Source organism: Actinoplanes octamycinicus (assembly GCF_014205225.1).
Lineage (GTDB): Bacteria > Actinomycetota > Actinomycetes > Mycobacteriales > Micromonosporaceae > Actinoplanes > Actinoplanes octamycinicus.
In genome coordinates this window covers 7,859,875-7,884,910 of sequence record NZ_JACHNB010000001.1, presented here as the reverse complement: position 1 = coordinate 7,884,910, position 25,036 = coordinate 7,859,875, and the positions used below count along the sequence as shown (strand labels likewise).

The 25,036-nt window shown below is 74.2% G+C and carries 20 protein-coding genes, 1 tRNA gene and 2 riboswitches; of the genes, 10 read left to right on the top strand and 11 right to left on the bottom strand.

Going from position 1 to position 25,036, the window contains the following annotated elements; translation table 11 throughout:
- The first annotated feature begins 125 nt into the window (after positions 1-125).
- The 4 genes from BJY16_RS35630 (at position 126) to BJY16_RS35615 (ending at position 3,589) form a co-directional block, all read left to right on the top strand.
- Positions 126-593, top strand: a complete 468-nt coding sequence (locus tag BJY16_RS35630) for a MarR family winged helix-turn-helix transcriptional regulator (protein ID WP_185043950.1) — start codon at positions 126-128, stop codon at positions 591-593.
- Between the two features lie 33 nt (positions 594-626).
- A riboswitch (glycine riboswitch) is annotated at positions 627-731 on the top strand.
- A 4-nt stretch (positions 732-735) separates the two neighbouring features.
- A riboswitch (glycine riboswitch) is annotated at positions 736-815 on the top strand.
- A gap of 32 nt (positions 816-847) precedes the next feature.
- A complete protein-coding gene (gene gcvT, locus BJY16_RS35625; RefSeq protein WP_185043949.1) occupies positions 848-1,888 on the top strand; it encodes a glycine cleavage system aminomethyltransferase GcvT in 1,041 nt (346 codons plus the stop codon).
- Positions 1,889-1,900: 12 nt separating this feature from the next.
- On the top strand, positions 1,901-2,260 hold the full coding sequence (gcvH, locus tag BJY16_RS35620) for a glycine cleavage system protein GcvH (RefSeq protein WP_185043948.1): 360 nt from the start codon (positions 1,901-1,903) through the stop codon (positions 2,258-2,260).
- Positions 2,261-2,299: 39 nt separating this feature from the next.
- A complete protein-coding gene (locus tag BJY16_RS35615; protein ID WP_185043947.1) occupies positions 2,300-3,589 on the top strand; it encodes an L-serine ammonia-lyase in 1,290 nt (429 codons plus the stop codon).
- Here the strand turns inward: BJY16_RS35615 and BJY16_RS35610 are convergent.
- From BJY16_RS35610 to BJY16_RS35600, 3 genes are all read right to left on the bottom strand, one after another.
- The gene (locus BJY16_RS35610) at positions 3,576-3,788 is read right to left on the bottom strand and encodes a hypothetical protein (RefSeq protein WP_185043946.1); all 213 of its coding nucleotides are present in this window, start codon (positions 3,786-3,788) and stop codon (positions 3,576-3,578) included. The genes BJY16_RS35615 and BJY16_RS35610 overlap by 14 nt on opposite strands.
- Before the next feature lie 65 nt (positions 3,789-3,853).
- Positions 3,854-4,981, bottom strand: coding sequence for a glycoside hydrolase family 12 protein (locus BJY16_RS35605; RefSeq protein WP_185043945.1), 1,128 nt, complete (start codon positions 4,979-4,981; stop codon positions 3,854-3,856).
- Positions 4,982-5,277: 296 nt separating this feature from the next.
- On the bottom strand, positions 5,278-6,789 hold the full coding sequence (locus BJY16_RS35600) for an IPT/TIG domain-containing protein (protein WP_185043944.1): 1,512 nt from the start codon (positions 6,787-6,789) through the stop codon (positions 5,278-5,280).
- 87 nt (positions 6,790-6,876) lie between these two features.
- On the opposite strand from BJY16_RS35600, the gene BJY16_RS35595 reads away from it, so the two are divergent.
- The gene (locus BJY16_RS35595; protein WP_239177778.1) at positions 6,877-7,341 is read left to right on the top strand and encodes a nitroreductase family deazaflavin-dependent oxidoreductase; all 465 of its coding nucleotides are present in this window, start codon (positions 6,877-6,879) and stop codon (positions 7,339-7,341) included.
- On the opposite strand, the gene BJY16_RS35590 is transcribed toward BJY16_RS35595, so the two are convergent.
- Positions 7,325-8,341, bottom strand: coding sequence for an enoyl-CoA hydratase/isomerase family protein (locus tag BJY16_RS35590; RefSeq protein ID WP_185043942.1), 1,017 nt, complete (start codon positions 8,339-8,341; stop codon positions 7,325-7,327). The two genes, BJY16_RS35595 and BJY16_RS35590, sit on opposite strands and share 17 nt — an antisense overlap.
- 64 nt (positions 8,342-8,405) lie before the next feature.
- Complete coding sequence (locus tag BJY16_RS35585; RefSeq protein ID WP_185043941.1) at positions 8,406-9,068, bottom strand: HAD family hydrolase; 663 nt, start codon at positions 9,066-9,068, stop codon at positions 8,406-8,408.
- Positions 9,069-9,270: 202 nt separating this feature from the next.
- Between BJY16_RS35585 and BJY16_RS35580 the strand changes: the two genes are divergently transcribed.
- A tRNA-OTHER gene (locus tag BJY16_RS35580) sits at positions 9,271-9,342 on the top strand.
- A gap of 33 nt (positions 9,343-9,375) precedes the next feature.
- Complete coding sequence (locus BJY16_RS35575) at positions 9,376-10,950, top strand: ankyrin repeat domain-containing protein (RefSeq protein ID WP_185043940.1); 1,575 nt, start codon at positions 9,376-9,378, stop codon at positions 10,948-10,950.
- On the opposite strand, the gene BJY16_RS35570 is transcribed toward BJY16_RS35575, so the two are convergent.
- Positions 10,929-11,939 carry an alpha/beta hydrolase family protein gene (locus BJY16_RS35570; RefSeq protein WP_185043939.1) on the bottom strand — a complete coding sequence of 337 codons (1,011 nt, stop codon included), beginning with the start codon at positions 11,937-11,939 and terminating at the stop codon, positions 10,929-10,931. The two genes, BJY16_RS35575 and BJY16_RS35570, sit on opposite strands and share 22 nt — an antisense overlap.
- Before the next feature lie 30 nt (positions 11,940-11,969).
- Between BJY16_RS35570 and BJY16_RS35565 the strand changes: the two genes are divergently transcribed.
- From BJY16_RS35565 to BJY16_RS35555, 3 genes are read left to right on the top strand one after another with little or no spacing between them, the layout of a single operon-like run.
- Positions 11,970-12,560: a GNAT family N-acetyltransferase gene (locus tag BJY16_RS35565; protein ID WP_185043938.1), complete on the top strand. Its 591-nt coding sequence runs from the start codon at positions 11,970-11,972 to the stop codon at positions 12,558-12,560.
- Positions 12,557-13,348, top strand: a complete 792-nt coding sequence (locus BJY16_RS35560; protein ID WP_185043937.1) for a PaaX family transcriptional regulator — start codon at positions 12,557-12,559, stop codon at positions 13,346-13,348. Before BJY16_RS35565 ends, BJY16_RS35560 begins: the two co-directional genes overlap by 4 nt.
- Positions 13,349-13,389: 41 nt before the next feature.
- On the top strand, positions 13,390-14,043 hold the full coding sequence (locus tag BJY16_RS35555; protein ID WP_185043936.1) for a DUF2238 domain-containing protein: 654 nt from the start codon (positions 13,390-13,392) through the stop codon (positions 14,041-14,043).
- A gap of 18 nt (positions 14,044-14,061) precedes the next feature.
- On the opposite strand, the gene BJY16_RS35550 is transcribed toward BJY16_RS35555, so the two are convergent.
- The 5 genes from BJY16_RS35550 to BJY16_RS35530 are packed head-to-tail and all read right to left on the bottom strand — an operon-like array spanning position 14,062 to position 24,859.
- Positions 14,062-17,127, bottom strand: coding sequence for a tubulin-like doman-containing protein (locus BJY16_RS35550; protein WP_185043935.1), 3,066 nt, complete (start codon positions 17,125-17,127; stop codon positions 14,062-14,064).
- Positions 17,128-17,143: 16 nt separating this feature from the next.
- Entirely contained in the window at positions 17,144-18,649 is a 1,506-nt protein-coding gene (locus BJY16_RS35545) for a vWA domain-containing protein (RefSeq protein WP_185043934.1), read from the bottom strand.
- Positions 18,646-19,935: a hypothetical protein gene (locus BJY16_RS35540; protein WP_185043933.1), complete on the bottom strand. Its 1,290-nt coding sequence runs from the start codon at positions 19,933-19,935 to the stop codon at positions 18,646-18,648. Before BJY16_RS35540 ends, BJY16_RS35545 begins: the two co-directional genes overlap by 4 nt.
- Entirely contained in the window at positions 19,935-22,847 is a 2,913-nt protein-coding gene (locus tag BJY16_RS35535) for a hypothetical protein (protein ID WP_185043932.1), read from the bottom strand. The genes BJY16_RS35540 and BJY16_RS35535 overlap by 1 nt, the downstream gene beginning before the upstream one ends.
- Entirely contained in the window at positions 22,844-24,859 is a 2,016-nt protein-coding gene (locus BJY16_RS35530; RefSeq protein ID WP_185043931.1) for a hypothetical protein, read from the bottom strand. Before BJY16_RS35530 ends, BJY16_RS35535 begins: the two co-directional genes overlap by 4 nt.
- Positions 24,860-25,036: the final 177 nt, after the last annotated feature.

Below are 25,036 nucleotides of genomic sequence, written 5' to 3'. Positions count from 1 at the left end.
CAAAGCTTGCCCATTCGGCAAGTTTGCGCAGAGGGAATCTTTAAAGCGGAGGCGGGCGCGGATCCGGGAGGCGCGTAGGAAAGGATCGGAAAGGTTCCACTCCGGCGGCATGATGAGGTCACGTAATGGACGACGAGAGTCCTGGGTCACAGCTGTTGCCGGTGCTGGCCCAGCTGGTCCGGTTCCTGCGTCAGCTGGAGGGGCCGGACAACCCCAGCTCGATCGCGCTCTCGGTGCTGCGCCGGCTCGCCGACGCCGGGCCGGGGCGGGTCACCGACCTGGCCCGGCTGACCCGGGCCTCGCAGCCGGGGATGACCCAGCTGGTCGGCCGGATGGAGAAGTCCGGGCTGGTCCAGCGGGTGCCGGACCCGAACGACGGGCGCGGCGTGCTGGTCGAGGTGACCTCGGCGGGGCGGGAGCTGCTGGCCCGGACCTACGCGAACTACGCGGCGACCCTGGACCGGCTCTTCGACCGGCTGGACCCGGGCGACAGCGAGACGATCCTGCGGGCGCTGCCGGCCCTGGGCCGGTTGGCCGCGGCGGGGGAGAAGGGCGACACGACAGTGGATCTTGATGGTGCCGGCGGGGCCTGATAGCTTCCGAAGCACAAAAGAAGACTTCGCCGCGACACCGCTGCGGGAGAGCACCCACCTGCCGTCACCGGCGGGCGGGTCGCCGAAGGAGCAAATCTCCCTCAAGAATCTCTCAGGCCCACGTACCGCAACGGTCAGGCGACTCTGGAAAGTCAGCTCCCGTGAGCTGCGCCCAAGGTGCAAGCCGCCCCGGCGGTGAACCTCTCAGGCCCCATGACAGAGCGAGGGAGGCCGACTGCCGAGGAGCCTCCCTGTTGCGACGCACCGCGCTTCACCACGTTCATCAGCGCCTCGGCGCCTCGTTCACCGGGTTCGCCGGATGGGAGATGCCACTCCGGTACGGCAGTGACGTCGCCGAGCACCACAGCGTACGGAAATCGGCTGGTCTCTTCGATCTGGGCCACATGGGACAGCTCGAGGTGAGCGGGCCGGAAGCGGCTGCCTTCCTGGATTACGCGCTGGTCGGGCGGCTGTCCGCGGTCGCGGTGGGGCGGGCCAAGTACACGATGCTCTGCCACACCAACGGCGGCGTGCTCGACGACCTGGTCGTCTACCGGCTGGCCGAGCGGCGCTTCCTGGTGGTGGCGAACGCCGCCAACGCGCCGATCGTGCTCGCCATGCTCGGCGAGTACTCCGGCGGCTTCGCGGTGACCATCACCGAGACCGACCGGGCGCTGATCGCGGTGCAGGGGCCTGCGGCGGTCACGATCGTCGGCGAGCACCCGGACCTGAAGTACTACGGGATCAAGCCGGAGCGACTGGCCGGCCGGGACGTGCTGCTGGCCCGGACCGGGTACACCGGCGAGGACGGCTTCGAGATCTACTGCGACAACGCGGACGCCGAGGCGATCTGGGAGTGGGCCGCGGCCGCCGGGGCCCAGCCCGCCGGGCTGGCCTGCCGGGACACGCTGCGGCTGGAGGCCGGCATGCCGCTTTACGGGCACGAGCTGACGGTACGCACCACGCCCTTCCACGCCGGGCTGGGCCGGGTGGTCGCGCTGGACAAGTCGGACTTCGTGGGTGCCGCGGCGTTGCGCACGGTCGCACCCGAAACCGAGCTGGTCGGGCTGGTCACCAAGGGCCGCCGCTCGCCGCGGGCCGGGCACGCCGTGCTGGACGCGACCACCGGGGCCCAGGTGGGCGAGGTGACCAGCGGCGTGCCGTCGCCGACGCTCGGCCACCCGATCGCGCTGGCCTACGTCGCGAAGGACGCCGACCGGGCCGCCCTGGTCGTCGACGTGCGCGGCACGCACGAGCCGGCCGAGGTCGTCAAGCTGCCCTTCTACAAGCGATAGCGAGGCCGGACCATGCGTTTCACCAAGGACCACGAATGGCTGACCGAGGACGAGGTCGCCACGGTCGGGATCACCTCGTTCGCCGCGGACGCGCTCGGCGACGTCGTCTTCGTCGAGCTGCCCGAGGTCGGCACGGTGGTCAGCGCCGGCGACCCGGCCGGCGAGATCGAGTCGACCAAGTCGGTGAGCGAGGTGTACGCGCCCGCCGACGGCGAGATCGTCGAGGTCAACCAGGCGGTCGTGGACGACCCGGCGCTGATCAACTCCGATCCGTACGGCAAGGGGTGGCTCTATCGCCTGCGGGTCAGCGGGACGCCGGTGACGCTCTCCGACGCCGAGTACGAGGCGCTGGTGGCCGGGGAGGCGTCGTGATGCCTCAGTTCGCCGGGTTGCGCGCCGATGGGCGGGGTCATGGCCGTCTCCGTCTTTGACCTGTTCTCGATCGGGATCGGGCCGTCCAGCTCGCACACGGTCGGCCCGATGCGGGCCGCCCGGATGTTCACCGAGCACCTCGACGCCCGGGTGGCGGGGGTGCGGGCCGAGCTGTTCGGGTCGCTGGGCGCCACCGGGCACGGGCACGGGACGCCGCGGGCGGTGCTGCTCGGGCTGATGGGGCATGACCCGGAGACGGTGGACACCGCTCTGGAGCCGCCGTCGGACGGCCGGATCGGGTCGCTCGAGGTCGACCTGGTGCTGCACCGGCGGCGGGCGCTGCCGGAGCACCCCAACGGGATGATCTTCACGGCGCTCGACGCCGGCGGCACCGAGCTGTTCAGCAAGAAGTACTTTTCGGTCGGCGGCGGATTCGTCGTGTCCTCGATGATGAACCCGGTCAAGACCGAGGTGCGGTATCCGTTCGCCTCCGGAGCGGAGCTGCTCGACCTGACCCGCACCACCGGACTCTCGATCTCGCGGATCATGCTGGCCAACGAGGGCGCCTGGCGCTCCCCCGACGAGGTGCACGACGGGCTGCTCGGCATCTGGAAGGTGATGCACGAGTGCGTCACCGCGGGCCTGGACGCCGAGGGGGTGCTGCCCGGCGGCCTCAAGGTGCGGCGCCGGGCCGCGGCGACCGCGCGCCAGCTGCGCGCCGCCGGGAACCCCGAGGTGCACGCGATGGAGTGGCTCACCGCGTACGCGATGGCGGTCAACGAGGAGAACGCGGCCGGCGGGCGCGTGGTGACCGCGCCCACCAACGGCGCCGCGGGGATCATCCCGGCGGTGCTCAGCTACTACCTGGCCTTCGTGCCCGGCGCCTCGCCGGAGGGCGTGGTCCGGTTCCTGCTCACGGCCGGCGCGATCGGGCTGCTGTTCAAGGAGAACGGGTCGATCTCCGGTGCCGAGGTCGGTTGTCAGGGCGAGGTCGGCTCGGCGTGCGCGATGGCGGCGGCCGGCCTGGCCGAGGTGCTCGGCGGGACGCCGGAGCAGGTGGAGAACGCCGCCGAGATCGGCATGGAGCACAACCTCGGGCTGACCTGCGATCCGGTCGGCGGGCTGGTGCAGATCCCGTGCATCGAGCGGAACGGGATGGCGGCGGTCAAGGCGGTCACCGCGGCCCGGATGGCGCTGCGCGGCGACGGGAAGCACCACGTCTCGCTGGACAAGGTGATCAAGACGATGAAGGAGACCGGCGCCGACATGAAGATCAAGTACAAGGAGACGTCGCGCGGGGGCCTCGCGGTCAACGTCATCGAGTGCTGACGCGCTGCCTCCTCGCCCAGACCACGAAGACGGCGCAGGCGACCAGCAGGCCGGCGGCGATGATGCCCCACGCCCACCGGGCGAACGACTCGTCGGCGGCGAAGGCGCGGACGCCGGCCAGGACGGCGAGCGCCAGCGGGCCCAGGCCGAACCACTCGGAGTGCTCGGAGAAGGTCAGGTTCTTCAGCTCCTGGCGCATGCGTCCACTGTAGGCGACCCGGCCGACCCCGGTCCGGCAGCGTGCCGGACCGGGGCATGGTGCGGTCAGGCCCGGGTGCAGGCGGTGCCGTTGAGGGTGAACGCGGACGGGGCGGCGAACGAGCCGCTGTAGGTGCCCTGGAAGCCGAACGACGTGCTGCCGCCGGCCGGGAGGCTGCCGTTGTGGCTGACGTTGCGGGCGGTGATCGCGCCGGAGGTGCCGCTCAGCGTGGCGTTCCAGGAGCCGGTGATCGACTGGCCGCCGGGCAGCGTGAAGCCCAGGGTCCAGCCGTTGATCGCGCTGCCGCCGGTGTTGGCCACCTTGACGTCGGCGGTGAAGCCGGTGTTCCAGACGTTGGTGGCGTAGGTGACCCGGCACGCGGTGCCGGTGCCGGGCGTCGGGGACGACGGGTTGGACGGGTTGGACGGGGTGCCGCCGCCGTTGACCGACGCGGAGAAGCTGGTGACGGCCAGGCCGGTGCCGCCGATCCACGGCTCGAACCCGGCCTGGATGCTGGTCAGGTACCACGAGTTGGTGACCGAGCTGCGCGTCTTGGTGTCGTTGATGAAGTCCAGGACGCTGAAGCTCCAGCTGGTGATCGGGGACGGCGCGACGTACGAGACGACGGCGTTGGAGCCGTTGCTGCCGGTCCACACTTCCCAGGTGCGGCCGCCGATGGTGGCGGTGGCGGTCCGCGAGCCGATCGGCTGGATCGAGCCCTGCCGGTTGAACCAGATCATGATCTCCTGGGCGTTCACCCCGTCCTTCTTCGGCGACGGGTCGAGCCAGATGTCGTAGGCCGCGTCGTAGGTGGCGCCGGAGACGTAGTTGTAGCTGATGCTGCTGGTCGCGCTGCTGATCTGGCTGACCTGGATCGGCAGGTTGGTGCCCGGCGAGCAGTTGGTGTAGTGGCAGCCGTAGTAGACCGCAGGGTAGGACACCGGGGCGCCGCTGGTGCTGCCGACGCCCTGCTGGCTGGTGATGGCGAAGCCGGTGCTGGTGACGTTGATGCACTGCTGGGCGCTGGTGCCCCAGCGGTTGTTCATCACCACGTAGCGGCCGCCGATGGTGGTCGAGCCGTACTGCTCGCAGATCTGGGTGTCGGCCTGGGCCGGACCGGCGGCGATGACTCCGACGGTCGCGGCGGTGGCCAGCAGGGCGGCCGCGATCAGGCCGCGCAGGGAACGGGACATGGGGGAACTCCTTCGTGAGCGAGCGAAGGTGGGAGCGCTCCCGGCGGACGTTACAACACATTGACAGACTTCGAAAGTTGAGGTTTCCGGTCCGCGGCGCTCCGGGCGCCGCGGACCGGGTCGGATCCGGTCCTCATGGTGGTGAGCTGCGGCTCGGCGGGTGCGGCGGCGGCCAGGTGCGCGGCGAGACTTTCGCCCTCCACGTCCACGTCGGGCAGCCGCCAGGGCGCGCGGGACCGCGCGCCCCGCCGGTGGTGATGGCACGGGGGCGGGCCCGGCGACGCGCCGCGTGCCGTTCAGTCCAGGTCGGTGTAGAAGAACCCGGCGGCAACCGTGAACCGGCTGGCCACGCCGGCACTCGAGGTGAACGACACCCAGGTCGCGCCGGCCTGGGCCGCGGCCGGGACCACGCATTCGTACGAGGTCGCGGTGCCCTTGCCCTGCGCCGTGCAGGTGGCCGCCTTGTCGCCGAACTTGAAGTTCTTCGCCGCCGCGACGTCGCCGCCGGCCACCTTCACGATGACCTTCGCGCCGCCGGCCAGCCGGTCGCTGCTCGCCGAGAGGCTCTGCACCACCGGCACGTAGCCGACCGCCGCCGCGGCGCCGGGCACCTCGTCGTGCAGCAGGGTCACGCTGCCGGTCGCGGCGTTCGACGGCGGCATCGTCACCCGCACGTGGCTGGCGTCCACCCAGGTCGTGGCGAGCTTGGCGGTCCCGGCCCGGACGGTGATCCGCTCCGCGGTGAAGTCCTTCAGGGTGGCCCCGGCCGTGCCGCCGGTGACCTTGAGGGTGACCGTGCCGCCGGTGGCCTTGGCGACCGTGCCGGCCGGGACCTCCAGGCCGAGCGGCACCCGGTAGGTGACCGCCGTCCGGCCGGCGCCCCCGGCGGTCTTCACGGTGACCGTGGCCGGCCCGTTCTTGCCGGCCGGGGCGACCGCGACGATCTGGGTGGCCGAGACGACCTTGAAGCTGGTCGCGTTCACGTCGCCGAACCGGACCGCCGTCGGGTCGGTCGCGGTCACCTCGGTGAACCCGGTGCCGGAGATGGTCACCGTGGTGCCGCCGGCGGTGGAGATGCTCGCCGGAGCCACCGTGGTGACCCCGGGCGCGTAGCCGACCGTGGCCACCGACGGCTCGCCGGCCACCCCGTCGTGCAGCAGGGTGATCGGCAGCCCGCTCGCCTTGGTGCTGGCCGGGGTGGTCACCGTGAGATGGGTGGCGTCGACCCAGGCGACCGCGGCGGCCGCCGAACCGACCTTCGCGGTGATCTTCTCGGCGGCGAACTCCTTGGCCGAGGCGCCGACGGTTCCACCGGTCACCGACACCGGGACCACCGTGCCACCGGTCATCCTCGCCCCGGTGACCGTCTCGAAGGTGGCGCGCAGCGGGGCCCGGTAGGTGAAGGAGACCGTGCCGAGGCTGGCCCCGGCGGCGTTCGTCACGGTGATCCGGACCGGGCCGTTGGCGCCGGCCGGCGCGATCGCGGTCAGCACCGTGTCGGACACCACGATGAACGAGGTGGCGTTGACCGTGCCGAACTTCACCGCGGCCGGGTTGGCCGGGTTCACCGTGCTGAACCCGGTGCCGGTGACCATGACGGCGCCGCCCTTGAGCGGCCCGGAGGCCGGGGTGACCGCGGTCGTGGTGGGCACCTTCGGCGCGACCGAGGCGGACGCCGACGGGCTGGCGGCGAGCGGCGTGCGCTGCGCCGCGTTCACCGGCGGACCGGTCAGGGCGACGGTGGCGGCCGCGGTGCTGGCCACGGTGATGGCGGCGGCGGCGCCGAGAGCCTGCTTCGGGGTGGGCATGCGACGACGATGCGGCCCGCCGGATGCGGGCCCCGGTGGTGCCCGGGTGTGGTCCGGTTGCCTCCGGCCTGCCCTAAGCTCAGCGGCGTGATCTGGAGAAAGTTCTGGCGGGCGGTCGGCGACGCGCCGGTGTTCACGCCGGTCGCGCGCCGGGTGGTGGCCCTCGACCGGTGGCTGAGCCGGGTGACCAAGGGCCGGGTGGTGGCCCTCGGGATGGCGCCCGGGCTGCTGCTCACCACGGTCGGTCGGCGCAGCGGGCAGCCGCGGCAGAGCCCGTTGCAGTTCGTCGCCGACGGCGAGGCCTACGTCGTGGTCGGCTCCAACTGGGGCGGCGAGAAGGCGCCGGCCTGGGTGCACAACCTGAGCGCGCAGCCGCACGCGACGGTGACCGTGGGCGGGCGGGACATCCCGGTCGAGGCGCGCGAGGCGACCGGCGACGACCGGGAGCGGCTCTGGCAGGCCTTCGTCGACCAGTGGCCGGGCTACCGGCGGTACCGGGAGACCGCGGCACACCGGACGATCCGGATCTTCCGCCTCATCCCCTCCCGCTGAAGATCGCGTCGATCAGCTCCGGCGACACCTCGGCCAGGGTGGCCGGCTGCCAGCGCGGGCGGCGGTCCTTGTCGATGATCTGCGCCCGGATCCCCTCGGCCAGGTCGGGCAGCCGCAGCATCGCCGCCGACAGCCGCAGCTCCTGATCCAGCGCGGCCCGCAGATCCGGCAGGCCGGCCGCGTTGCGCAGCGACCGCAGCGTGATGGTCAGCGCGGTCGGCGAGCGGGTGGCGATCTCCTTGGCCGCCGCCTGCGCGCCCGGCTCCGGGTGCCGGGCCAGCCGCTCGACGATCGCCGGCACCGAGTCCCCGGCGTAGCAGGCGTCGATCCAGGCCCGGGACGTGGCGAACTCGCCCGGCGGGGGAGCGGTGGCGAACGCCGCGACCACCTCCGCGGCGGGCTGCCCGGCGAGCGCCTCGGCCAGCTCGGCGAAGCGCTCGGCCGGCACGAAATGGTCGGCGAGACCGGCCGCGATCCCGTCCGCCGCCCCGACCGGGGAGCCGGTCAGCGCCAGGTGCGTGCCCAGCTCGCCGGGGGCGTGCGAGAGCAGCCACGAGCCGCCGACGTCCGGGTGCATGCCGATCCCGACCTCCGGCATCGCCAGCCGGGACCGCTCGGTGACCAGCCGGATCGAGGCGTGCGCGGACACCCCGACGCCGCCGCCCATGACCAGGCCGTCCATCCAGGCAACCAGCGGTTTCGGGTACGCCGCGACGGTCGCGTTCAGCCGGTACTCCTCGGCCCAGAACTCCAGCGAGCCGGTGCCGCCGGAGACCGCGTCGGCGTGGATCGCCCGGATGTCGCCGCCGGCGCACAGCCCGCGCTCGCCGGCGCCGCTGATCAGCACGGTCCGCACCCGGTCGTCGGCGGCCCACCCGGCCAGCGACCGCCGCAGGATCGCGACCATCTCGGGGGTGAGGGCGTTGATCGCCCGGGGCCGGTTCAGGATCAGGTGACCCAGGTGGCCGTGGACCTCGGCGATCACCGGTGCAGCGCTCATCCGGTGATCATCGCAAATCGGCAATCGGCCGGCGCCACCTGCGTCGCCGCCCGGCAGCGACCGATCACTCGGAGGCCAAGGCCACCTCCACGGCCTCGCGCAGCGACCCGATCACCGGCACGCCCAGCCCGGCGAAGTGGTCGCGGGCGTGCAGCGCGTCGTCACCGGCGTGGTAGAGCAGGCAGCGGACCCCGCAGGCGGCCGCTGCCCGGGCGTCGTCGACGCTGTCGCCGACCAGCAGCACCCGGTCCGGTTTCAGGTCGAGCAGCTCCAGGTGGCGGGCCAGATGCGGCGCCTTGTGCGCCACGTCCGCGCCGACGCTGCCGTCGATCCGCGCGAAGAACGGCGCGACGCCGAGCGTGGTGACCAGCGGGACCAGGTCGGCATGCGGGTACATCGACAGCAGCGACTGGCCGCGCCCGGCGGCGGCCCACCGCCGCAGCGCCACGGTGGCGTCGGCGGTCAGCGTCACCGCCCGGCGATGCCGGGCATAGGCCACCAGGAAACACTCGGCCAGCCGGGCCTGCTCGTCGCCGGTCAGCGAGCGGCCGGCCAGCCGCTCGTAGAACAACGGGATCGGCTGGACGTGATGTCGCTGGTAGTCGGCGAGCGTGACGGGCGGCAGGCCGCACTCGGCGAACGCGTCGACGGTCGCCGCGATCAGCGCGCGACTGTCGCCGAGCAGCGTCCCGTTCCAGTCCCAGACGATGTGGTCGATGTCGTGCATGCCCCGAAGCCTGCCAGCCGGGTACGACAGATTTCCGCCCCGGCAGAGCGGCGTGTGCCGGTCCGGCGGCGCAGCCGGAAGCACTCCCTCGGAAGCTCGGCCCGCGTCGCACGGACCCAGGCCTGGCCAGCGGCCGGGCGGTGCTGACGCCGTACCGTGCCATGGCCGGCAGCGGGCCGCGAACACCTATACTGCGCGGCGGCGGGCCGTAGCGCAGAGGTCGTCGCGCCTTTTGTCAGAGGGGAAGACGCCGGTTCGAATCCGGTCGGCCCGCCACCCCGGGTCACGGCGTGGACGGCAGGTGCGGATGGATCCGGAACGGGAGCGGGACCGGGACCGGTACGCGCGGCTGCTCGATCGTGCGACCCCGGCCGGCATGATCCGGGACGCGACCGCGGCGCGGCTGGCCGGCGACTGGCGTGCGGCGTGCGCGGCCGCCGGGGTGGACGTGCACCTCGACCTGCGGGAGGTCGCCGGCACCTTCGGGGTGGACGCGGCCGCGATGATCGAGGCCGACCTGGCCGGGCTGGCGCCGGACTATCTGCGGCGGCATCTGCCGCGGCTGGAGGGACTGGCCTTCGAGCCGGGGGTGCTGGCGGTGCTGTCCCGGTGGCCGCTGCCGCTGCGGGACCCCGGGCGGCGGGCCGGGACCCCGATTCTGGCGGTGAGCCTGCCGGCCGGCCCGGACCGGCGGCAGCGGCTGCACCTGCGGGTGATCGGGAGCGGGTCGCTGCCGGAACGATGGCTGGACCTGCCGGACTGGGCGTGGCATGCCGGAGCGGTCGCGGAGCGGCGGTGGGCCTACGGGGCGTCGGCGTCCCGGCTGCCGTGGCATCCGGCGGACCCCACGCGGCCTTCGCCGGACCCGGATCGAGCGTCCGAGTTCGAGCAGTTGCTTGCCGCGACTGACCTGGCGGGCGTCGCCGATCGGTACCGGTCGGCGGGAGTGGTGGTCGAGCAGCGGGATCGGCAGGACTGGATCCCGCATGCGCTGCTCCGGATGCACGATCGACTGCCGCTGCTGGTCGCCGAGGCCCGGCGGCTCGAGTACCGGTACGGCGAGCTGGTGCGGGACCGGGCCACCGGGGAGGTGGCCCTGCCGGCGGCCGGGTGGTACAGCCCGGGACTGGTGGTGCGGGCGGACGGTTCGGTGGCCGTCGCCGGCGGGGTGTGGAGCACGCCGGCGACGCGGGGCGGGCCGGTGGCGTTCGGGGTGGCCGCGCCGCTCGACGCGGCGCTGCTGCGCTGGGGGCTGCTCGGCCCGGACGAATTGCATCCGCTGGCGCACGAGGCGCTGTTTCCGGGGCGTGCGCAGGACTGGCGGCCGGTCCTGCACGACCCGTTCACGATCCTCCGGGTCCGGTGCGGCGGGGAGTGGCATCTGGTCGAGGTGGCCGGTGCCCGCCTGTCGACCCCGCGGCACGGCGAGGCGGCGGACGGGACGGCGATCGGGTGTGCGGCGGCGCGGGCGGCGTTCCGTACCGGGAAGAAGCCGGTGCCGAAGGAGATCCGCAAGCTGCGGCAGCGGATCTTCGCCCGTGCCTTCCATGGCGACACCGACGCGGTGCTGACCGATCTGGCCGCCGGTCTGGACCCGGCGCTGCGGGACGGTCGCGGGCGGTCGCTGCTGCACCTGGTCGGCTATCTCGATCATGAGCGGGTGCTGCCGGCGCTGCTGACGGCCGGGTTGTCGCTGGACGAGCGGGACGCGGAGGGGCGCACGCCGCTGCACGTGGCGGCGCTGGCCGGGGCCGAGGGCGCGATGGCGGCGCTGATCGCCGCGGGCGCCGATCCGGAGGCACGCGATCCGGACGGGCTGACCGCGAGCGATGTGCTGTCCGGCCATGCCGCGGCCGAGGCTCACCGCAACGCTCGCAGGTAGTCGCGGTAGGTGCCGAGCACCTCGGGCGCGAGCAGGGCTCGCGGCCACACGACCGCGGTGGCCAGGCCGACCGCGTCGGAGTCCTCCATCACCGGCCGGGCCAGCGAGTGCATGCCGTCGACGCGGGTGACGGTCACCCGGTCGCCGAGAATCCGCCGGTACGTGGTCGCGGTCTCCTCGGTGTCCACGTTGCGGTCGTGCCGGCCCAGCAGGAGCAGCACCGGCAGCCGCCGGCCGGCCATGGCGCGCAGGTCGGCCGTGGCGTCCGCGGTGTAGTTGCGGCTCACGAAGCCCCACCGGGCCGCGCTCATCGGCTCCGGGTCGCCGCTGCCGATCCGGTAGGCGTCGTAGCCGGCGTGCTCGCTCAGCAACTGCCGGGTGCGGTCGCTGACCGCGATGGCCCGCTCCCGCTCGGCGGCGTCCGCGCCGTCGTGGTCCAGCTCGGCGAGCAGGTGGTAGCGGCCCTGGCGCAGCCAGTTGATCGCGGGCCCGGCCGCCACCACGGCGGTGACGTCGGCCCGCTCCGCGGCGATCTTGGGGAGCACCCAGCCGGCCTGGCTGGCGCCCCAGAGCACCACCGGGCCGCGCGGGACGTCCGGCTGCCCGCGCACCTGGTCGAGGACGGCGCCGGCCTCGGCAGCCCGGTCGGCCATGCTCTGCGCCAGCCAGTCACCGGTGGAGCCGCCGACCCCCGGCTTGCTCCAGGACAGCGTGGCGAAGCCGGCGTCGGCGGCCGCCTCGAACCACGGCCGGTACAGCCCGTCGTGGGTCGCCTCGACCGGCCCGTCCCCGTGGATCATCACGACCAGCCCGCGGGCCGGGTCGTGCGGCGGCAGCGTCAGCACGGCGTCCAGGCGGCCGCCGGCCACCGGCACGCTCAGCCGCCGCTCGCGCATCCGGAAATCGTTGCCGGCCAGGGTCACGGCGACGGCCGCGCCGAGCAGCAGGACCACCGCGCACAACACTCGAATAACTATCGTCTTTCGCACGGTCGTAGCGTATGCGATAGAATCAAGCGCATGACAACACTGGCGATCGGGCAGGGATTCACCGAGGCGGAGCGCGAGCGGGCCGGCGCGCTCTACTGGGAGGCGTTCGGCCGCAAGCTGCGCCCCGCCTTCGGCGACAGCGCCGCCGGGGCCGCGCAGGTGACCGCCGCGCTGCGCGCCGACCGGATGCTGGTGGCCCGCAGCGGCGGCGAGGTGGTCGGCGTGTGCGGCTACCACCACGACGGCCGGGGCGCGGCCGACCTCTCCTGGTCGCGCCTGCGGCAGCGGCTCGGCGCCCCGGCCGCGCTGCGCGCGCTGCTGGTCCTCGCCCCGCTGGACCGGCCGGAGCGGCCCGGGGTGCTGGTCCTCGACGGGATCTGCGTGGCCGCTGCCCAGCGCGGGCGCGGGGTCGGCTCCGCGCTGCTGTCCGCCGCCGGTGGCTGGGCCCGCCGGCACCATGATGAGTGGGTGCAGCTCTCCGTGGTCGACACCAACCCGCGCGCCGAGGCGTTGTACCGGCGGCTCGGGTTCCGCACCGTCAGCGAGGGCTCGCTCGGCGCCCTCGGGCACGTTTACGGCTTCCAGCGCTTCACCACGATGCGCAAGCGGGCCGCCGAGTGACCCCCACGCCCCGGACGGTCGTCGAGGCGTTCCTGCCCACCGACGGCGCGGCCCCGCTGGACCTGCTCTACGACACCGCGAACGCCGCCGGCCTGGACGACCAGCCGGTCCGGCTGACCATCCGGCGGATGACCGCCACCGGCGAGATCGTCCAGACCGGGCGGGGCCGGCGCGGCGCCATCGCCCTCACCGACGCCGGCCGGGCCCGTCTCGGCCGCGACCGGCTGGCGCTGCGCCTCGCGCTCGGCCAGGACCACGGGCAGACCCGGTGGGACGGCCGGTGGCACCTGCTCGCGGTCAGCGTGCCGGAGTCCGACCGTACGGTGCGGGACGCGCTGCGGCGCGAGCTCACCGAGGCCGGCGCCGCACCGGTCTCCACCGGCCTCTACCTCAGCCCGCACGACCTGGGTCCGCTGCTCGGCGCCGCGCACGCCGGGCACCTGGTCCGGGCCGCCGCGAGCACGCTCGACGTCCGGGGCGTCACCGAGCCCACCGCGATCGCCGAGCTGCTCTGGCCGGCCGCGCCGATCATCGCCGGTTACACCGTGGTGGAGCGGGCGGTGGCGCGGGCGCGCACCGCCACCGACTCGGGGGTGCCCGCCGTGCTGGCGCACCAGCTGCGGCTGGCCGACGCCCTGGAACGGGCGATGCGCCCGGACCCGCTCGTGCCGCCGGAGCTGCGCGCCGACTGGCCACCGAGCCTGATCCGCCGAGCCTGGCGGGAGACCTGGGCGGCGCTCGCCGCCCGGCTCCCGGAGGAGCTGCTCTACCGCGGCTGGCTGGCCTGACCGGCGTTCCCCCGGTGGCGGTGGTCCGGCAGAATGGCGCGGTGATCACACCCTCCGCGGCGCCGCGACGCCGTGAGCCCGCCGTCCTGCTGGCCGTGGGCCTGGTCGCCCTGGTGGTCTCGGCGATCGGCGCCACGTCGCTGGGCACCTGGTTCCTGGAGGTGTTCGCGGCGCTGGTCGGGGCGGTGGTCCTGGTGCTCACCTACCGCAGGTTTCCGCTCACCCCGCTGGCCTATCGGTTGATCCTGGCCCACGCGCTGGTCCTGATGATCGGCGGCCACTGGACCTACGCCGAGGTGCCGGCCGGTGACTGGGTGCGCGACGTGCTCGGCCTGGCCCGCAACCCGTACGACCGGTTCGGCCACTTCATGCAGGGCTTCGTGCCGGCCGTCGTGGCCCGGGAGATCCTGCTGCGCCGGACGCCGTTGCGGCCCGGCCGCTGGCTCAGCGCGCTGGTGATCTGCGTGGTGATGGCGGTCAGCGCCACCTGGGAGCTGTTCGAGTGGCTGGCCGCGGTGGTCGGTGGCTCCTCGGCGGACGACTTCCTGGGCACCCAGGGCGACGTCTGGGACACCCAGTGGGACATGTTCATGGCCGGCGTCGGCGCGAGCGTCAGCCTGCTGCTGCTCAGCCGGGTGCACGACCGGCAGCTGCGCGAGCTGCGTCCCGCGGCGACCCGGGCGGCGCCGGTCTGACCGCCCGGATCGCCCCGGTCACTTCTGCTTGTCGATGAACACGTAGGCGGCCACGGTCAGCAGCTGCCACAGCGCCGGATCGATCCGGTACGCCGGCGGCAGGCCGTAGAAGCGCTGCGTCCCGTACTCCCAGTCCAGGTCGCGGACCGCCTCCTCGGCGGCGGCGAGGACCGCGGCCCGGCGGATCTCGGCGAGCTTGGTGCCGGCGGTCATCAGGTGCTTCAGCAGCCGGCCGAGCCGGGCCTCGTCGCCCAGTTCCTGGCCCGGCTCGCCGCGGTGCGAGCGGGTCTGCCAGCCGAGCACCTGTTCCGAGTCGCCGGGCGGGAACATCGGGGCGAGCCGTTCGTTGGCCAGCGCCACCGCGGCCGCGGTGAGCAGGTCGAAGTCGCGGCACAGCAGCAGGTTGTCGCCGGTCAGTCGGGGCAGCGGCCGGGCCAGCACGCCGACCCCGACCAGGTCCTCGGACTTGGCTTCGAGCAGGGCGGCGTTCTTCTCCTCGGCGATCACGTGCGGCGACGGCGGGACCGCGCGCCGGTCCTCGTAGGAGCGGCGCAGGTCGTTGAAGCCGTCGAAGGCGGCCAGCCGCAGCGAGTGCCAGGACGCGAACAGCATGATCTTGTCGGTGACCGGCCGGTCCGCGGACTCCGCGGACGGCACGATGTTGTTCAGGTCGACCTGCTGCTGGCCCAGGTACTCCCAGAGTTCCCGGCTCAGTCGCGCGCCGGGCATCGCGGCCGCGGGCAGCGCGGCGAACGCGTAGTGCATCTTCTGGTGCGGGTCGTCGTCGTCCGGCGACTGGTTGACCAGCCGCAGGTGCTCGTCGGTGTCGTAGTCGACCAGCCAGTCGGCGCCGTCCTTGAGTTCCTTGCCGATGTCGTCGGCGGTCCGCCCGCCGCGTTCCAGCAGCTCGAAGACGGACAGCCGGCGCAGCGGCGCGAAGATCGGCCGGGCCCGCGCGGCCAGCGCGTCGATCACCTGGTCGACCGGCGGCGCCGGCCGCGCGCCGGCCAGGACCAGGCCGGGCCGGCCGCCGGGGCCGGTCGTCACCCGCCAGGCCATCGCCTCGGCGACGGTGTCCAGCGAGCTGACCGACCGCTCGTAGAGCCACTGCTCGGTGTCCCGGTCGTCGACCTGCGGGACCACATGGCGCAGCGGGAACTTCTCGGCGTCCCGGCGCTCCTTGCGGACGTCCTCGATCTGCTGGGCCAGGGCCTGCGCCGCGTCGTCCACGGTCGCCCGCCACCGGTCGGTCTCGCCCCGGACCGCGTTCACCTCCTGCGCCATCCGGTCCAGCATCCGCAGCGTGCGCTCGTGGCAGTCGGCCTGGATGTGGGCGAGCAGCAGGGCGTACTCGGCGCCCAGGTAGTCGAGCTGGTGCCGGCCGCGCCGGAAGCCGCGGTCCTCGCGGGCCTTCTCCTCGGCGTAGTCGCGGGCCGCCTTGAGGTGCGCCGGGTCCTGCCGGGGCGCGTTCTCCACCCGGGCCCGGTACATCTCCAGCCGGTCCCGGATCAGGTCGAGGAAGGCCAGGCCGGTCCGCGGGCCGCCGTCGCGCCGGGACATCACCCGGGCCACCGCGCCGCGCAGCGCCACCGCCCAGTCCTGGTCGATCAGCTTCTCGTGGTGCCCGGCGACCGGGTGCCACTGCTGCCGGGTCTTCAGGGCCAGCGGCACGTCCCGGTCGCCCCAGAACGCCCGCACCGTCTCCTGGGTCCGGTCGATCACCACCTGCCCGCGGTGGTCGGTGCGGAACGAGGTGATGTCCTCGAACGGCAGCAGCAGGTTCGGCGCCTCCGGGTACGGCACGCCGCCGTCGCGCGACTGCAGCCAGCTGACCGTCGGCCCGAGCAGCCCCTCCCGGGCCGGCTCGCTGTCCAGCTCCTGCAGCACCGGCGGCGGCAGCGCCCCGTCGGCGTCCGGGATGTCCATCGAGCCGAGCAGGAACTGGCTGACGTCGTCGCCGAGCGAGCGGGCCGCCTTGGCCGGCAGCTGCTGCAGCACCTCCAGCGCGGCCCGGCTGACCAGGCCGCGGATCACCGGCTCCCAGGCGTACTCGATCATGTAGACGCCGAACGTCGAGTACAGGTCGGTGGCGCCCTGCCGGTACTGCCGGGCGTTGACCCGGTAGCTGCTGAACGCGGCGCCGACGGTGGGCAGCAGGTGGGCGTAGACGGCGTCGGCGACGGCGACCGGGGAGACCGTCTCCGGGCCGAAGCCCTCCAGCCGCCGGGCCGCCGAGCGGGACCGCCGGCCGTCGATGAAGTAGGTGTACTGCACCGGCGCGGCGGTCATCTGGTGCGCGTCGCGCGGCGCCCAGCGGAAGTCGGCCGGATGCTCCCGGCCCACGTGCATCAGCCGGTCCAGCTCGCGCAGCAGGGCGTAGCCGTTGGCCTCGCTGCGCTGCCGCTGCGGCCCGTCCAGCCGCTTGCGGAACGCGCCGGAGAGCACGCAGAACAGGGTGACCGAGAAGTCCGCGCCGTGCGCCTGGCGCATCCGCTGCAGGGTGGCCAGCACGTCGAGCAGGATGCCGGCGCCGGTGCCGCCGGCCGTCGAGGTGATGATGTAGATGTTCGGCGTGACGTCCGCGTGCACCCGGGTGAGCTGGTCGAGCGCGTCCTCCAGGCGCTTGGTGACCGGGGCCGAGCCGAGCACGTCGGCGAAGAACGACAGCCGGCCGAACGAGCGGATCTGCCCGGCCCCCTCGCTGAGGAAGTCGAGCGCCTCGTCGTCGCGGATCCGGCGGGCGTCCTCCGGGCCGAACCACGGCACCACGGTCGGGTAGAACGCCTCGGCGGTCTCCCGGCCCTGCCGGATCTTGTCGATCATGCCGCCGATCGAGCCGTTCAGATAGAGGTCCTCCACGTCCGCGTCGAGGCTCAGGCCGTCCACCCGGGGCCGGTTGCGCCGGTCCACGTCCAGCGCGCGCAGCAGGATCGGCCAGTCGTAGGGACGGCTGTCGCCGCGGGCCGGGGCGGACGCGTCCCGGTCCAGGTCCTGCCAGCGCTGCTCGGTCGCGAGCCGGGCCTTCAAGTGGGCCGCGGCGGCGCTCCCGGTGCCGCCGAGCCCGATCACCAGTGCGGGAAGCACGAGGGAACCTCCGAGGTCAGGGTTGGTAGGTGAAGGTGGTGCCGTCGGTGAGCGGCTTGGTCTGCCGCGGCCGGCAGATGACCTTGTGGCGCCGGCCGGCCCGCTTCCAGTCGATCCGCAAGACCAGCTCGGTGCCGGCGCCGACCTGCTTCTTCTGCCGGAAGGCGCGGACCGTGCCGGTGCCCTTCGGCGCCGTCCCGGAGCCGTGCGACGACGGGATGGCGACCTTGCGGCCGGAGAGCAACTGCCGGTAGGAGCCGGAACCCTGCTCGGTGACGGTCAGGTAGCCCCCGCCCATCGGCCGCCAGTGGTTGCGGCGGGCCCGCCAGGCCAGCCCGGCCACCACCGCCACGGCGAGGACCAGGAAGACGAGGTACCACGGCGAGAAGCCGGTCGCGACGGCCTGGACCGGGAGCGCCGCCCGGGCCGGCGGCGGGGCGAACCTCCCGCCCAGGTCCTGCACGATCACGTCGCGCCAGGGTGAGCCGACCGTGGCCTCGATGCCCAGGGTGCCCGAGGTGGAGCGCTCGCCGCCGATCCAGAAGCCGGTCTCGCTCGCCGGGCCGACGCGCACCCGCATGGCCTGTTCGGCGCCGGGCGCGATGGTGGTCTCCCCGGTGAGCACCTCGACCGGCAGGGACACGCCGTCGGCGGCCGCCCGCAGGGTCACCGTCAGCGGGACCTTGGCGGCCTGGTTGCGGACCTGGACGGTGACCGTGACGGGCTCGTCGCGTACCGAAAGGCGGGTTTGATCCGGGGTCAGGGTGATCGCCGGTTTGTCCCGGGCGACCAGCGCGGCGGCCTTGGCCACCGCCACCCGGGCGCCGACCTTGCCCAGGTAGTCGCCGACCTGCTCGGGCGGCAGATCCATCAGCACGGTGTCGTCGAAGACCCGGTCCAGCAGCGCCACGTCGGTCTGCCCGGTCAGCGGGATGCCCAGCGCGCGGACCGGGCGGCGCCGCTCCACCCCGGCGGCCTGAGCGCGCAGCCGGGTGATCGCGGCGTCCAGGTCGCCGGCGTACTTCGAGGTGGCCGGCGCGTCCTGCTTGCCGTCGGTCAGCAGCACGACGGTCGCCGGGTCGGTCGCGTCCGGCAGGTCGATGGTGTCCAGGGCCGCCTCGATCGCCGCGCCGATGTCGGTCCGCCCGCCCTCGGCCCGGGCCGGCAGCCGGCCCAGCACACCGGCGCCGGCGTCGCCGATCGCGGCGGTGAACTTCGGGTCCGGCCGGTCGGCGAAGGCGAACAGGTGTAGCCGGTCGACCGGGTCCAGGGCGTCGAGCAGCGGGCGGAGTGCCCGCTGGGCGCGGGTGTAGAGATCCGGGCCGCCGGTCGGCTGCATGGACGAGGAGACGTCCAGCAGCACCACGTAGTCGGCCGGCAGGTTGTCGGTGCGCAGCGCGCGCAGCACCTCGGGGAGCGGCGTGGGCGCCGGTTCGGCGGCGGCCGGCGCGGGCGTCATCAGGATCAGGATCAGGATTCCGGCGTACGCGATCAGCCGTCGCGTGGCGGCCAGCACGGTCATCGCCCCTCCCCGCCGTAGATCACCCGGCCGGGCCGGTAGACGCGGTTGTGGTCCTCGAGCAGGCTCGGCTTCAGACAGTCGAAGATCCGGCCGACGTCGGCCCGGTCGGTGGCGTGCAGCGCGATGTCGTCGTCCGGGTCGACCTCCTTGTTGTTGGCCAGGTCGGCGTAGACCTCCCGGACGCTGATCTCCTTCACCCGCAGGTTCGGGGCGTGCCGGATGGCGGTCTGCCGGACGAAGGTCATCATCTCCGTGCGCACCCCGGCCCACCAGCTCTCCGGCGCGGGCGACGGCTGATGCACCACCGAGCGCAGCACCTCGGCCAGCTGCGCGGCCCGGACCACCACGGTCTTGCCGGCCGGCCCGCTCTCCGCGCTGCGGTAGGTCGTCAGCCGCTCGCGCAGGGTCTGCTGGAAGTCGGTGAGCGCGGCCTGCGCCGGGACCAGGCCCGCCTTGGTCGCGTAGAGCGCCGACTTGTCCTGCGCGGCGACCCAGAGCACCTGCGAGGCGATCGCGGCGAGCCGGTGGTAGGTGTGCACCCGGTCGCCGAGCGCGCTCTCCACGATCTTGTCGGGCAGCGCCTCCTGCCAGGCCACCACGCCCGGCTGGTCGTGGTAGGCGGGCACCAGGACGGTCGGCGCCGGGATGTCGGCGCACAGCTCCCACCAGCCCGCGGTGGGTTTCAGGTACTCCTCCGGGATGCAGTCGCGGACCTGCTCGCGCCAGTCGTCGGCCTGCGCCCGGGGCAGGCGCAGCAGGCCCAGGTGGAACGACGTCCACTGCTGGGCGATGGTCCGGCCGTGCAGCGGCTCGGCGCCGAGCGCGGCGTGCACCGGCGAGCTGTCGGCGAAGGACTGCAGCATCCGCTCGACCCGGACGTCCATCTGCCGCCGGTCCAGCGCGCCGGTGCGGGCGACCGGCGACGGCCGCGGCTTCTCCTCCGGCGACGGCCGCGGCTTCTCCTCCGGCGGCTGCGCCGAGTGCACCTGAGGGACCGGCTGCGTCGCCGGGTCCGCCCCGGCCGGCTTCCCGGCGCCGCGCCGGCCGTGGAAGATTCCCTTCAACCGCTGGGACAGCGCGTTGCCGCGGGCCATCGTCGCCTCCTGGTCGGGCCGGACGTCGCCGCGCGCGCGGGCCACATCGATGCTGGTGCCGTAGGTGATCTCCTCGATCGCTCCGAGGAGCCGGGTCAGCTGCGCGGTCAGCACCTCGGCCAGCGGACCGTCGCTGAGCACCGCGTCCCGCAGCAGGTCCTCGAGCGAGGCGGGGGAGTCGGAGAGGGTCATCAGTGCGTCCCGTCGAAGGGGTTGTCGTGGTCGTCGGTCTCGGACTTCGGGGTGCCGAGCGGATGGCGGTAGACCATCCCGGGGTGGTGCTCGACGTCGATCGGCGACTCCGCGGTCCACAGCGGCGGGTCGCCGGCGTGCACCCGGATCACGCCGTCCTCGTCGACGCTGGCCAGGTGCGGGACCAGCGGCCCGGGCGCCGCCTCCAGCCGGCCGAGCAGCTGCTGGTGGCCCTGCTCGTCGTGCAGCAGGAAGGCCCAGCGGCCGTCCTCGTCCGGTGGCGGCAGCGGGATCCGGCCGAGCAGCGCCGAGCGCAGCATGCCGTCCTCGCCGGCGAACCGCTCCCGGGTCGGGGCCGGCTCACCGCGCAGCGCCGGCCGGGCCGGCGCGGACGGGGACCCGGCCACCAGGATCCGGTCGGCCAGCCGGTCCAGGTCCAGGAAGCCGCCCTCCGGGGTGGGCGTCCGCAGCGCCGCCGAGGTGCGGTCCACCCGGTGGACCGGCCGGTCCCCGCGCCAGAGCAGCAGGTGCACGTCGAGCCCGCCGTCGGCCTCGATCCCGCAGCGGATCTGCCGGGGCCAGACCTGCGGGTCCAGCCGGACGCCGGTCTCCTCGGTGTGCCGCAGGCTCAGGTCGGACCAGCGGAACGTGCCCCACGGCAGCGGCTGCCCGCCGTCCACCTCGCGGAGGATGACCAGCAGTTTCGGCAGCAGGCCGATGGTGGCGAAGGCGCGCAGCCGGCCGCCGGGCAGCTCCTGGAAGGGGGTGCCGACCTTGAGCAGGGCCCGGTTCTGGTTGCTCGGGGTGCGCATGCTCAGCGTGCACGGCAGGTCCAGCAGCAGGTTGTCCACCTCGATGGAGACCGAGGTGGCGCCCTGCCGGAGCAGCTCCTCGTCCGGCTCGGCGGTGTCGAACGAGCTCATCGACGCGGCCCAGGCGGCGCCCATCGAGGCGGCGTTCTTGGCGTACTTGCGCTCCACCACCACCTGCACCGGGCGGCCCTGCGGGCCCTGCCCGGCCTGCACCTCGCGGGCCACCACCTGGGCGGCCAGCCCGAGCCGGCTGGCCTTGCCGGTCAGGATCACCCGGTCCAGCCGCTCGCCGCCGGTGAGCCGGGTCCGGGCCAGCGCCGCGGCCAGCCGGCTGATCTCCACAAGCATCGGCCGGCAGACCGCCTCGAAGTCCTCGTAGGTCAGCGGGTCCAGCTCGGTGCCCAGGCCGGGCGGCAGGCTGCCGGGCACCGGGATCACCTTGCGGACGATGTCCTCGACGATGTCGGCCGGCAGCCCGTACGCCCGGTCCGGGGCCACCCCGATCTTGGCGTCGTCGGCCAGGTCCCAGAGGTCGGAGAAGGCCCGCTCGCGGGCGGCGGTCTCCGGGTCGTCCGGCCGCCCGGCGGTCCGGGTGCCGAGCACCAGCTCGACGTTGTCCCGGGAGCGCTGCCCGGTCGGCGGCTCGGCCACCGAGGTGTCGCGCTGCAGGGCCAGCTGGGCCTGGGCGACCAGGCTGCCCGGCCGGTAGCGGCCGTCCTCGGTCTGGTGGATCGGGTCCAGCGCGGCGGTGGTGTCGCGCTGCCAGTCGGCCCAGGTCTCCGGCTCGTCCGGGAAGCTGTCCCCGCCCGGGTGCGGCAGGGTCAGCAGGTGGTCCGCGATCATCGCCTTGATCAGGTGGAACACCTGCAGGGTGAGGAAGTCGCCGCCGCGCCGGCTGCGGCCGCTGGTGCCACGCAGCCGGGGCACCACCCGGTAGTGCCGGCCGGTGCTGCCGGCCGGGGCGTCCGGCATCGGCGGGGTCTCGTCGTGCAGGTGGGTGGTGATCAGCGCGATGTCGGTGGTGCCGCCACCCACGTCGACGACCAGGGTGTTCTCGATCCAGTGCCGCTCGGCGCCGGGCACCGCCCGGAACCGGGCGCGCAGCGCCTCCACCCCGATGGTGTGGTTGGCGCCCAGGTCGCGCATCAGGAAGAAGAGCGCGGCCGCGATCGCCTCGTCGTAGCGCAGGTCCACCTCGCCGACCCCGAGCAGCCCGCCGATCACCGACTCCAGGCGGCGGCGGACCGCGGGCGGCGCCATCGTCGGGTAGGTGGCCACCACGTGGTCGATCGGGGCGTCGTCCAGCCGGTCCGGGTGCGCGCCGGTGAACTCGTCGGTGCGGTCCAGCAGGAACGCGAACGCGCCGCCGAGCAGCGGCTCCAGCTCCACCGAGCGGGCGCCGCCGTGCAGCGGGTGCCGGAACTCCGGCTTGTCCAGCTGGTGCTTGAGGCCGCGCAGCGGGCTGGCCAGGGCGGCTCCGCCGCCGAGCGGCCGGCCCAGCCGGACCACCAGGTCCGGGTCGACCGCGGTGATGTCCAGCCGGCTCGGCACCTCGTCGCGCAGGGTGGCGTTGTCCAGCCGGACCGGGAACAGCGAGTAGTGCTCCAGCGCCGGGGTGCCGAACGCCTCGTCGTAGCAGCGGTGCAGCCGGTCGGCCAGCCAGGCGGCGAACGGCGCGGTGCCGCCGGCCTGCGCCGCCTCCAGGGCCAGCAGCACGTCGTAGAGCAGCGCCTGGTGGGTGCCCTCCTCGGCCTCCAGCGCGTCGGCCAGGCCCTCCGGCGACCCGCCGGCCAGCTCGCGGCCCAGCCGGGCGCGCAGCGTGTCCCACTCGGCCCGGCACTGGCCGGCGCTCAGGTCGCTGATCTCGTCGGTCTGCGGCTCGGAGCGCAGCAGCCGGACCACCGCCCGGCTCAGCACCGCCCGCTGGTCGGCGGGGAGCGGCAGCACCGGCGGGGGCAGGTTCGGGTCGTACAGGGTGACCGTCGAGTTGGAGGTGCCGAAGTCGACCGCGGCCAGCCCGTTGTGCCGGCGGTCCCGGACCCGGCGGCGGGGCGGCTGGATCCGCCGGTGCGGGTCGGGGACGGTGTAGGTCTCGGTCATCGCTCGTCCTCCGCGTCGGCCCGGTCCAGCAGGTCCTCGATCCGGCGGGCGGCGGCCTGCGGCGCCACGCCCGGGGTGGCCGGTCCGCCGCCGAGCAGCGCCCGGACGTGCGCGTCGGCGTGCTGCTGGGTCTGCTGCTGCAGGCGCAGCTTGCGGCGGACCGCCTCGACCCGGCCGGTCAGCGCGCCGGCGAGCTGCTCCTCGCCGAGCCGCTGCGCGGCCACCACCAACTCCCGGCGGATCCGCATGATCGTCATCAGGTGCCGGCCGTGCCCGCCGGTGTCGTCGGCGCCCTCGTGCCAGGGCAGGTCGCGGTCCGGGTCGAGCGGGAAGGCGGCCAGGATCGCGGCCCGGTCCGGCGCGGCCGGCAACTCCGGGCGGACCTCGGCCAGCCAGCCGAACTGCACGCCGCGGCGCAGCTGGCTGACCGTCTCGTCGGGGCCGTCCCGGAGCGGGGCGATCACCTCGAAGAACTCGGTCTTGAGCGGGCCGGCGCGGACCGACCAGCGGCGCAGCCAGCTCTCCACGGCGGCGTCGACCACCCGGGCGCAGGCCTCCGGCAGCTCGTGCACGACCGCCCGGAACCGGCTCTCGAACGGCTTCGGGGTGCTCGGCAGCTCGTCGGCGTACCGGGCGCCGGGGGCCAGCACGTGGTTGCGCAGGGCGGACAGCAGCGCCGGCCACTGCGGCCAGGCGTACACCTGTGCGGTGATCCACTGGCGCAGCGCCGCGTACGGGGTGATCCCGTCGGCGAGGGTGGCCTGCGGGCCGGCGATGCCGCGCTCCACGTCGTCGGTCATCGCGGACAGCTCCGCGCCGATCCGGCCGAGCAGGTCGCGCACCGCCATCTCGCGCGGCGAGGCCATCGGCGGGGCGGCCAGCGGGGTCTCGTCGAGCGCCGCGACCACCCGGCGGACGGTCTGCCGGAACCGCTCGTAGGCGGCCTCGGTGCGCTGTGCCCGGGCGGTCAGGCAGGCGGCCTGGCCCTGCTTGCAGATCTCGCCGCGCAGGTCGGCGAGCGCGCCGCCGTCCCGCAGCACCAGGTAGTTGTCCGGGCCGCGGAGCACCACCGGGAGCGTGCCGGGCAACCGGTCGAGCAGCCGCTCCGCCTCGCGCTGCGGGCCGTCCACGGTGACCACGGCGCCGGCCGCGGCCAGCTCGCTCTCGATCAGCCACTCGGCCCGCCCGGTGCGCAACCGGCCGTCCAGGGTGGGCAGGTCGACCAGGTCGAGGCCGTCCTCGCCGATCGGCCAGCGCTCGTCCGGCACGTCCACGTCCAGCACGATCCGGCGGATCGCCGGGAAGACCCGGTGCAGCACGTTCTGGCTGAGGTCCTGGTCGGCGTCGTACGGGCCGGCCGCGCCGACCTCCGGGAACGGGCGCCGCCCGGCGGCCGCCTCGTTCCAGCGCACCGGCATGGTGGCCTGGTGCACCGCCTCGAGCCGGACCGGGACCGCGTCCCGGCCGAGGAACCGCTCGGCGAAGATCTGCGCCCGGTACAGGCTGGCCAGCTCGTCGATGGCGGCCTGCCGGGCGCTGTCCGCGCCGTCCCAGACGTGCCGGGCCAGCTGCAGCACGGTGGTCCAGTCCGCGTCGGCGGCGCCGGCCGGCAGGTCGCCGATCTGGGCGAGCAGCCGGGCCCGGCAGCGCAGGATCTCCGGCCGGGTGAGGAACGCGGCGGTGGCCTTGCGGACGGTGGCCCGCTCGCCGGCGACCGGGCGCAGCCGGACCGCGGTGACGTACCCGATGGTGGTCCGGGCCGGGGTGAGCGCCGCCATGCCGTCGCCGAGCAGCGGCGCCCACATCCGGTGGCTGACCACCTGATGGTCCAGGCCGGCCTCGGCGAGCAGCGCCACCGCGGGCCGTTCCCCGGCGGCGCGCAGCACCCGGCCGGCGGCCTCGTCGATCTGCTGCCGCTGCGCGCCGTCGGTGAGGAGCGCGGTGATGCCGGGAAGCAACCGGTCGACCCGGGCACGGGTACGCCGTGCCGGATCTGCGCTCTGCAAGGACACGCGTCCCTCCGTTTTTGGGTGTGCGCCATCCGCAACAGTTGGCGCGATTTGGCCGGGATAGGGGTGGAACTGTAGCCGGGCCATTGCGAAAAGAAAACGTCGACGGGCCGAGCGGAAGACTAATCCGATCGGGCAATCGTGACGTCAACGAACGGGGTCGTCCCTTCGGTTGATCGC

Bases quoted from the DNA above. Each gene is read 5' to 3' on its own strand.
- BJY16_RS35630 (WP_185043950.1), top strand. From the start codon at position 126: ATGGACGACGAGAGTCCTGGGTCACAGCTGTTGCCGGTGCTGGCCCAG.
- gcvH (WP_185043948.1), top strand. From the start codon at position 1,901: ATGCGTTTCACCAAGGACCACGAATGGCTGACCGAGGACGAGGTCGCC.
- BJY16_RS35615 (WP_185043947.1), top strand. From the start codon at position 2,300: ATGGCCGTCTCCGTCTTTGACCTGTTCTCGATCGGGATCGGGCCGTCC.
- BJY16_RS35610 (WP_185043946.1), bottom strand. From the start codon at position 3,788: ATGCGCCAGGAGCTGAAGAACCTGACCTTCTCCGAGCACTCCGAGTGG.
- BJY16_RS35605 (WP_185043945.1), bottom strand. From the start codon at position 4,981: ATGTCCCGTTCCCTGCGCGGCCTGATCGCGGCCGCCCTGCTGGCCACC.
- BJY16_RS35600 (WP_185043944.1), bottom strand. From the start codon at position 6,789: ATGCCCACCCCGAAGCAGGCTCTCGGCGCCGCCGCCGCCATCACCGTG.
- BJY16_RS35590 (WP_185043942.1), bottom strand. From the start codon at position 8,341: ATGAGCGCTGCACCGGTGATCGCCGAGGTCCACGGCCACCTGGGTCAC.
- BJY16_RS35585 (WP_185043941.1), bottom strand. From the start codon at position 9,068: ATGCACGACATCGACCACATCGTCTGGGACTGGAACGGGACGCTGCTC.
- BJY16_RS35575 (WP_185043940.1), top strand. From the start codon at position 9,376: ATGGATCCGGAACGGGAGCGGGACCGGGACCGGTACGCGCGGCTGCTC.
- BJY16_RS35565 (WP_185043938.1), top strand. From the start codon at position 11,970: ATGACAACACTGGCGATCGGGCAGGGATTCACCGAGGCGGAGCGCGAG.
- BJY16_RS35545 (WP_185043934.1), bottom strand. From the start codon at position 18,649: ATGACCGTGCTGGCCGCCACGCGACGGCTGATCGCGTACGCCGGAATC.
- BJY16_RS35540 (WP_185043933.1), bottom strand. From the start codon at position 19,935: ATGACCCTCTCCGACTCCCCCGCCTCGCTCGAGGACCTGCTGCGGGAC.
- BJY16_RS35535 (WP_185043932.1), bottom strand. From the start codon at position 22,847: ATGACCGAGACCTACACCGTCCCCGACCCGCACCGGCGGATCCAGCCG.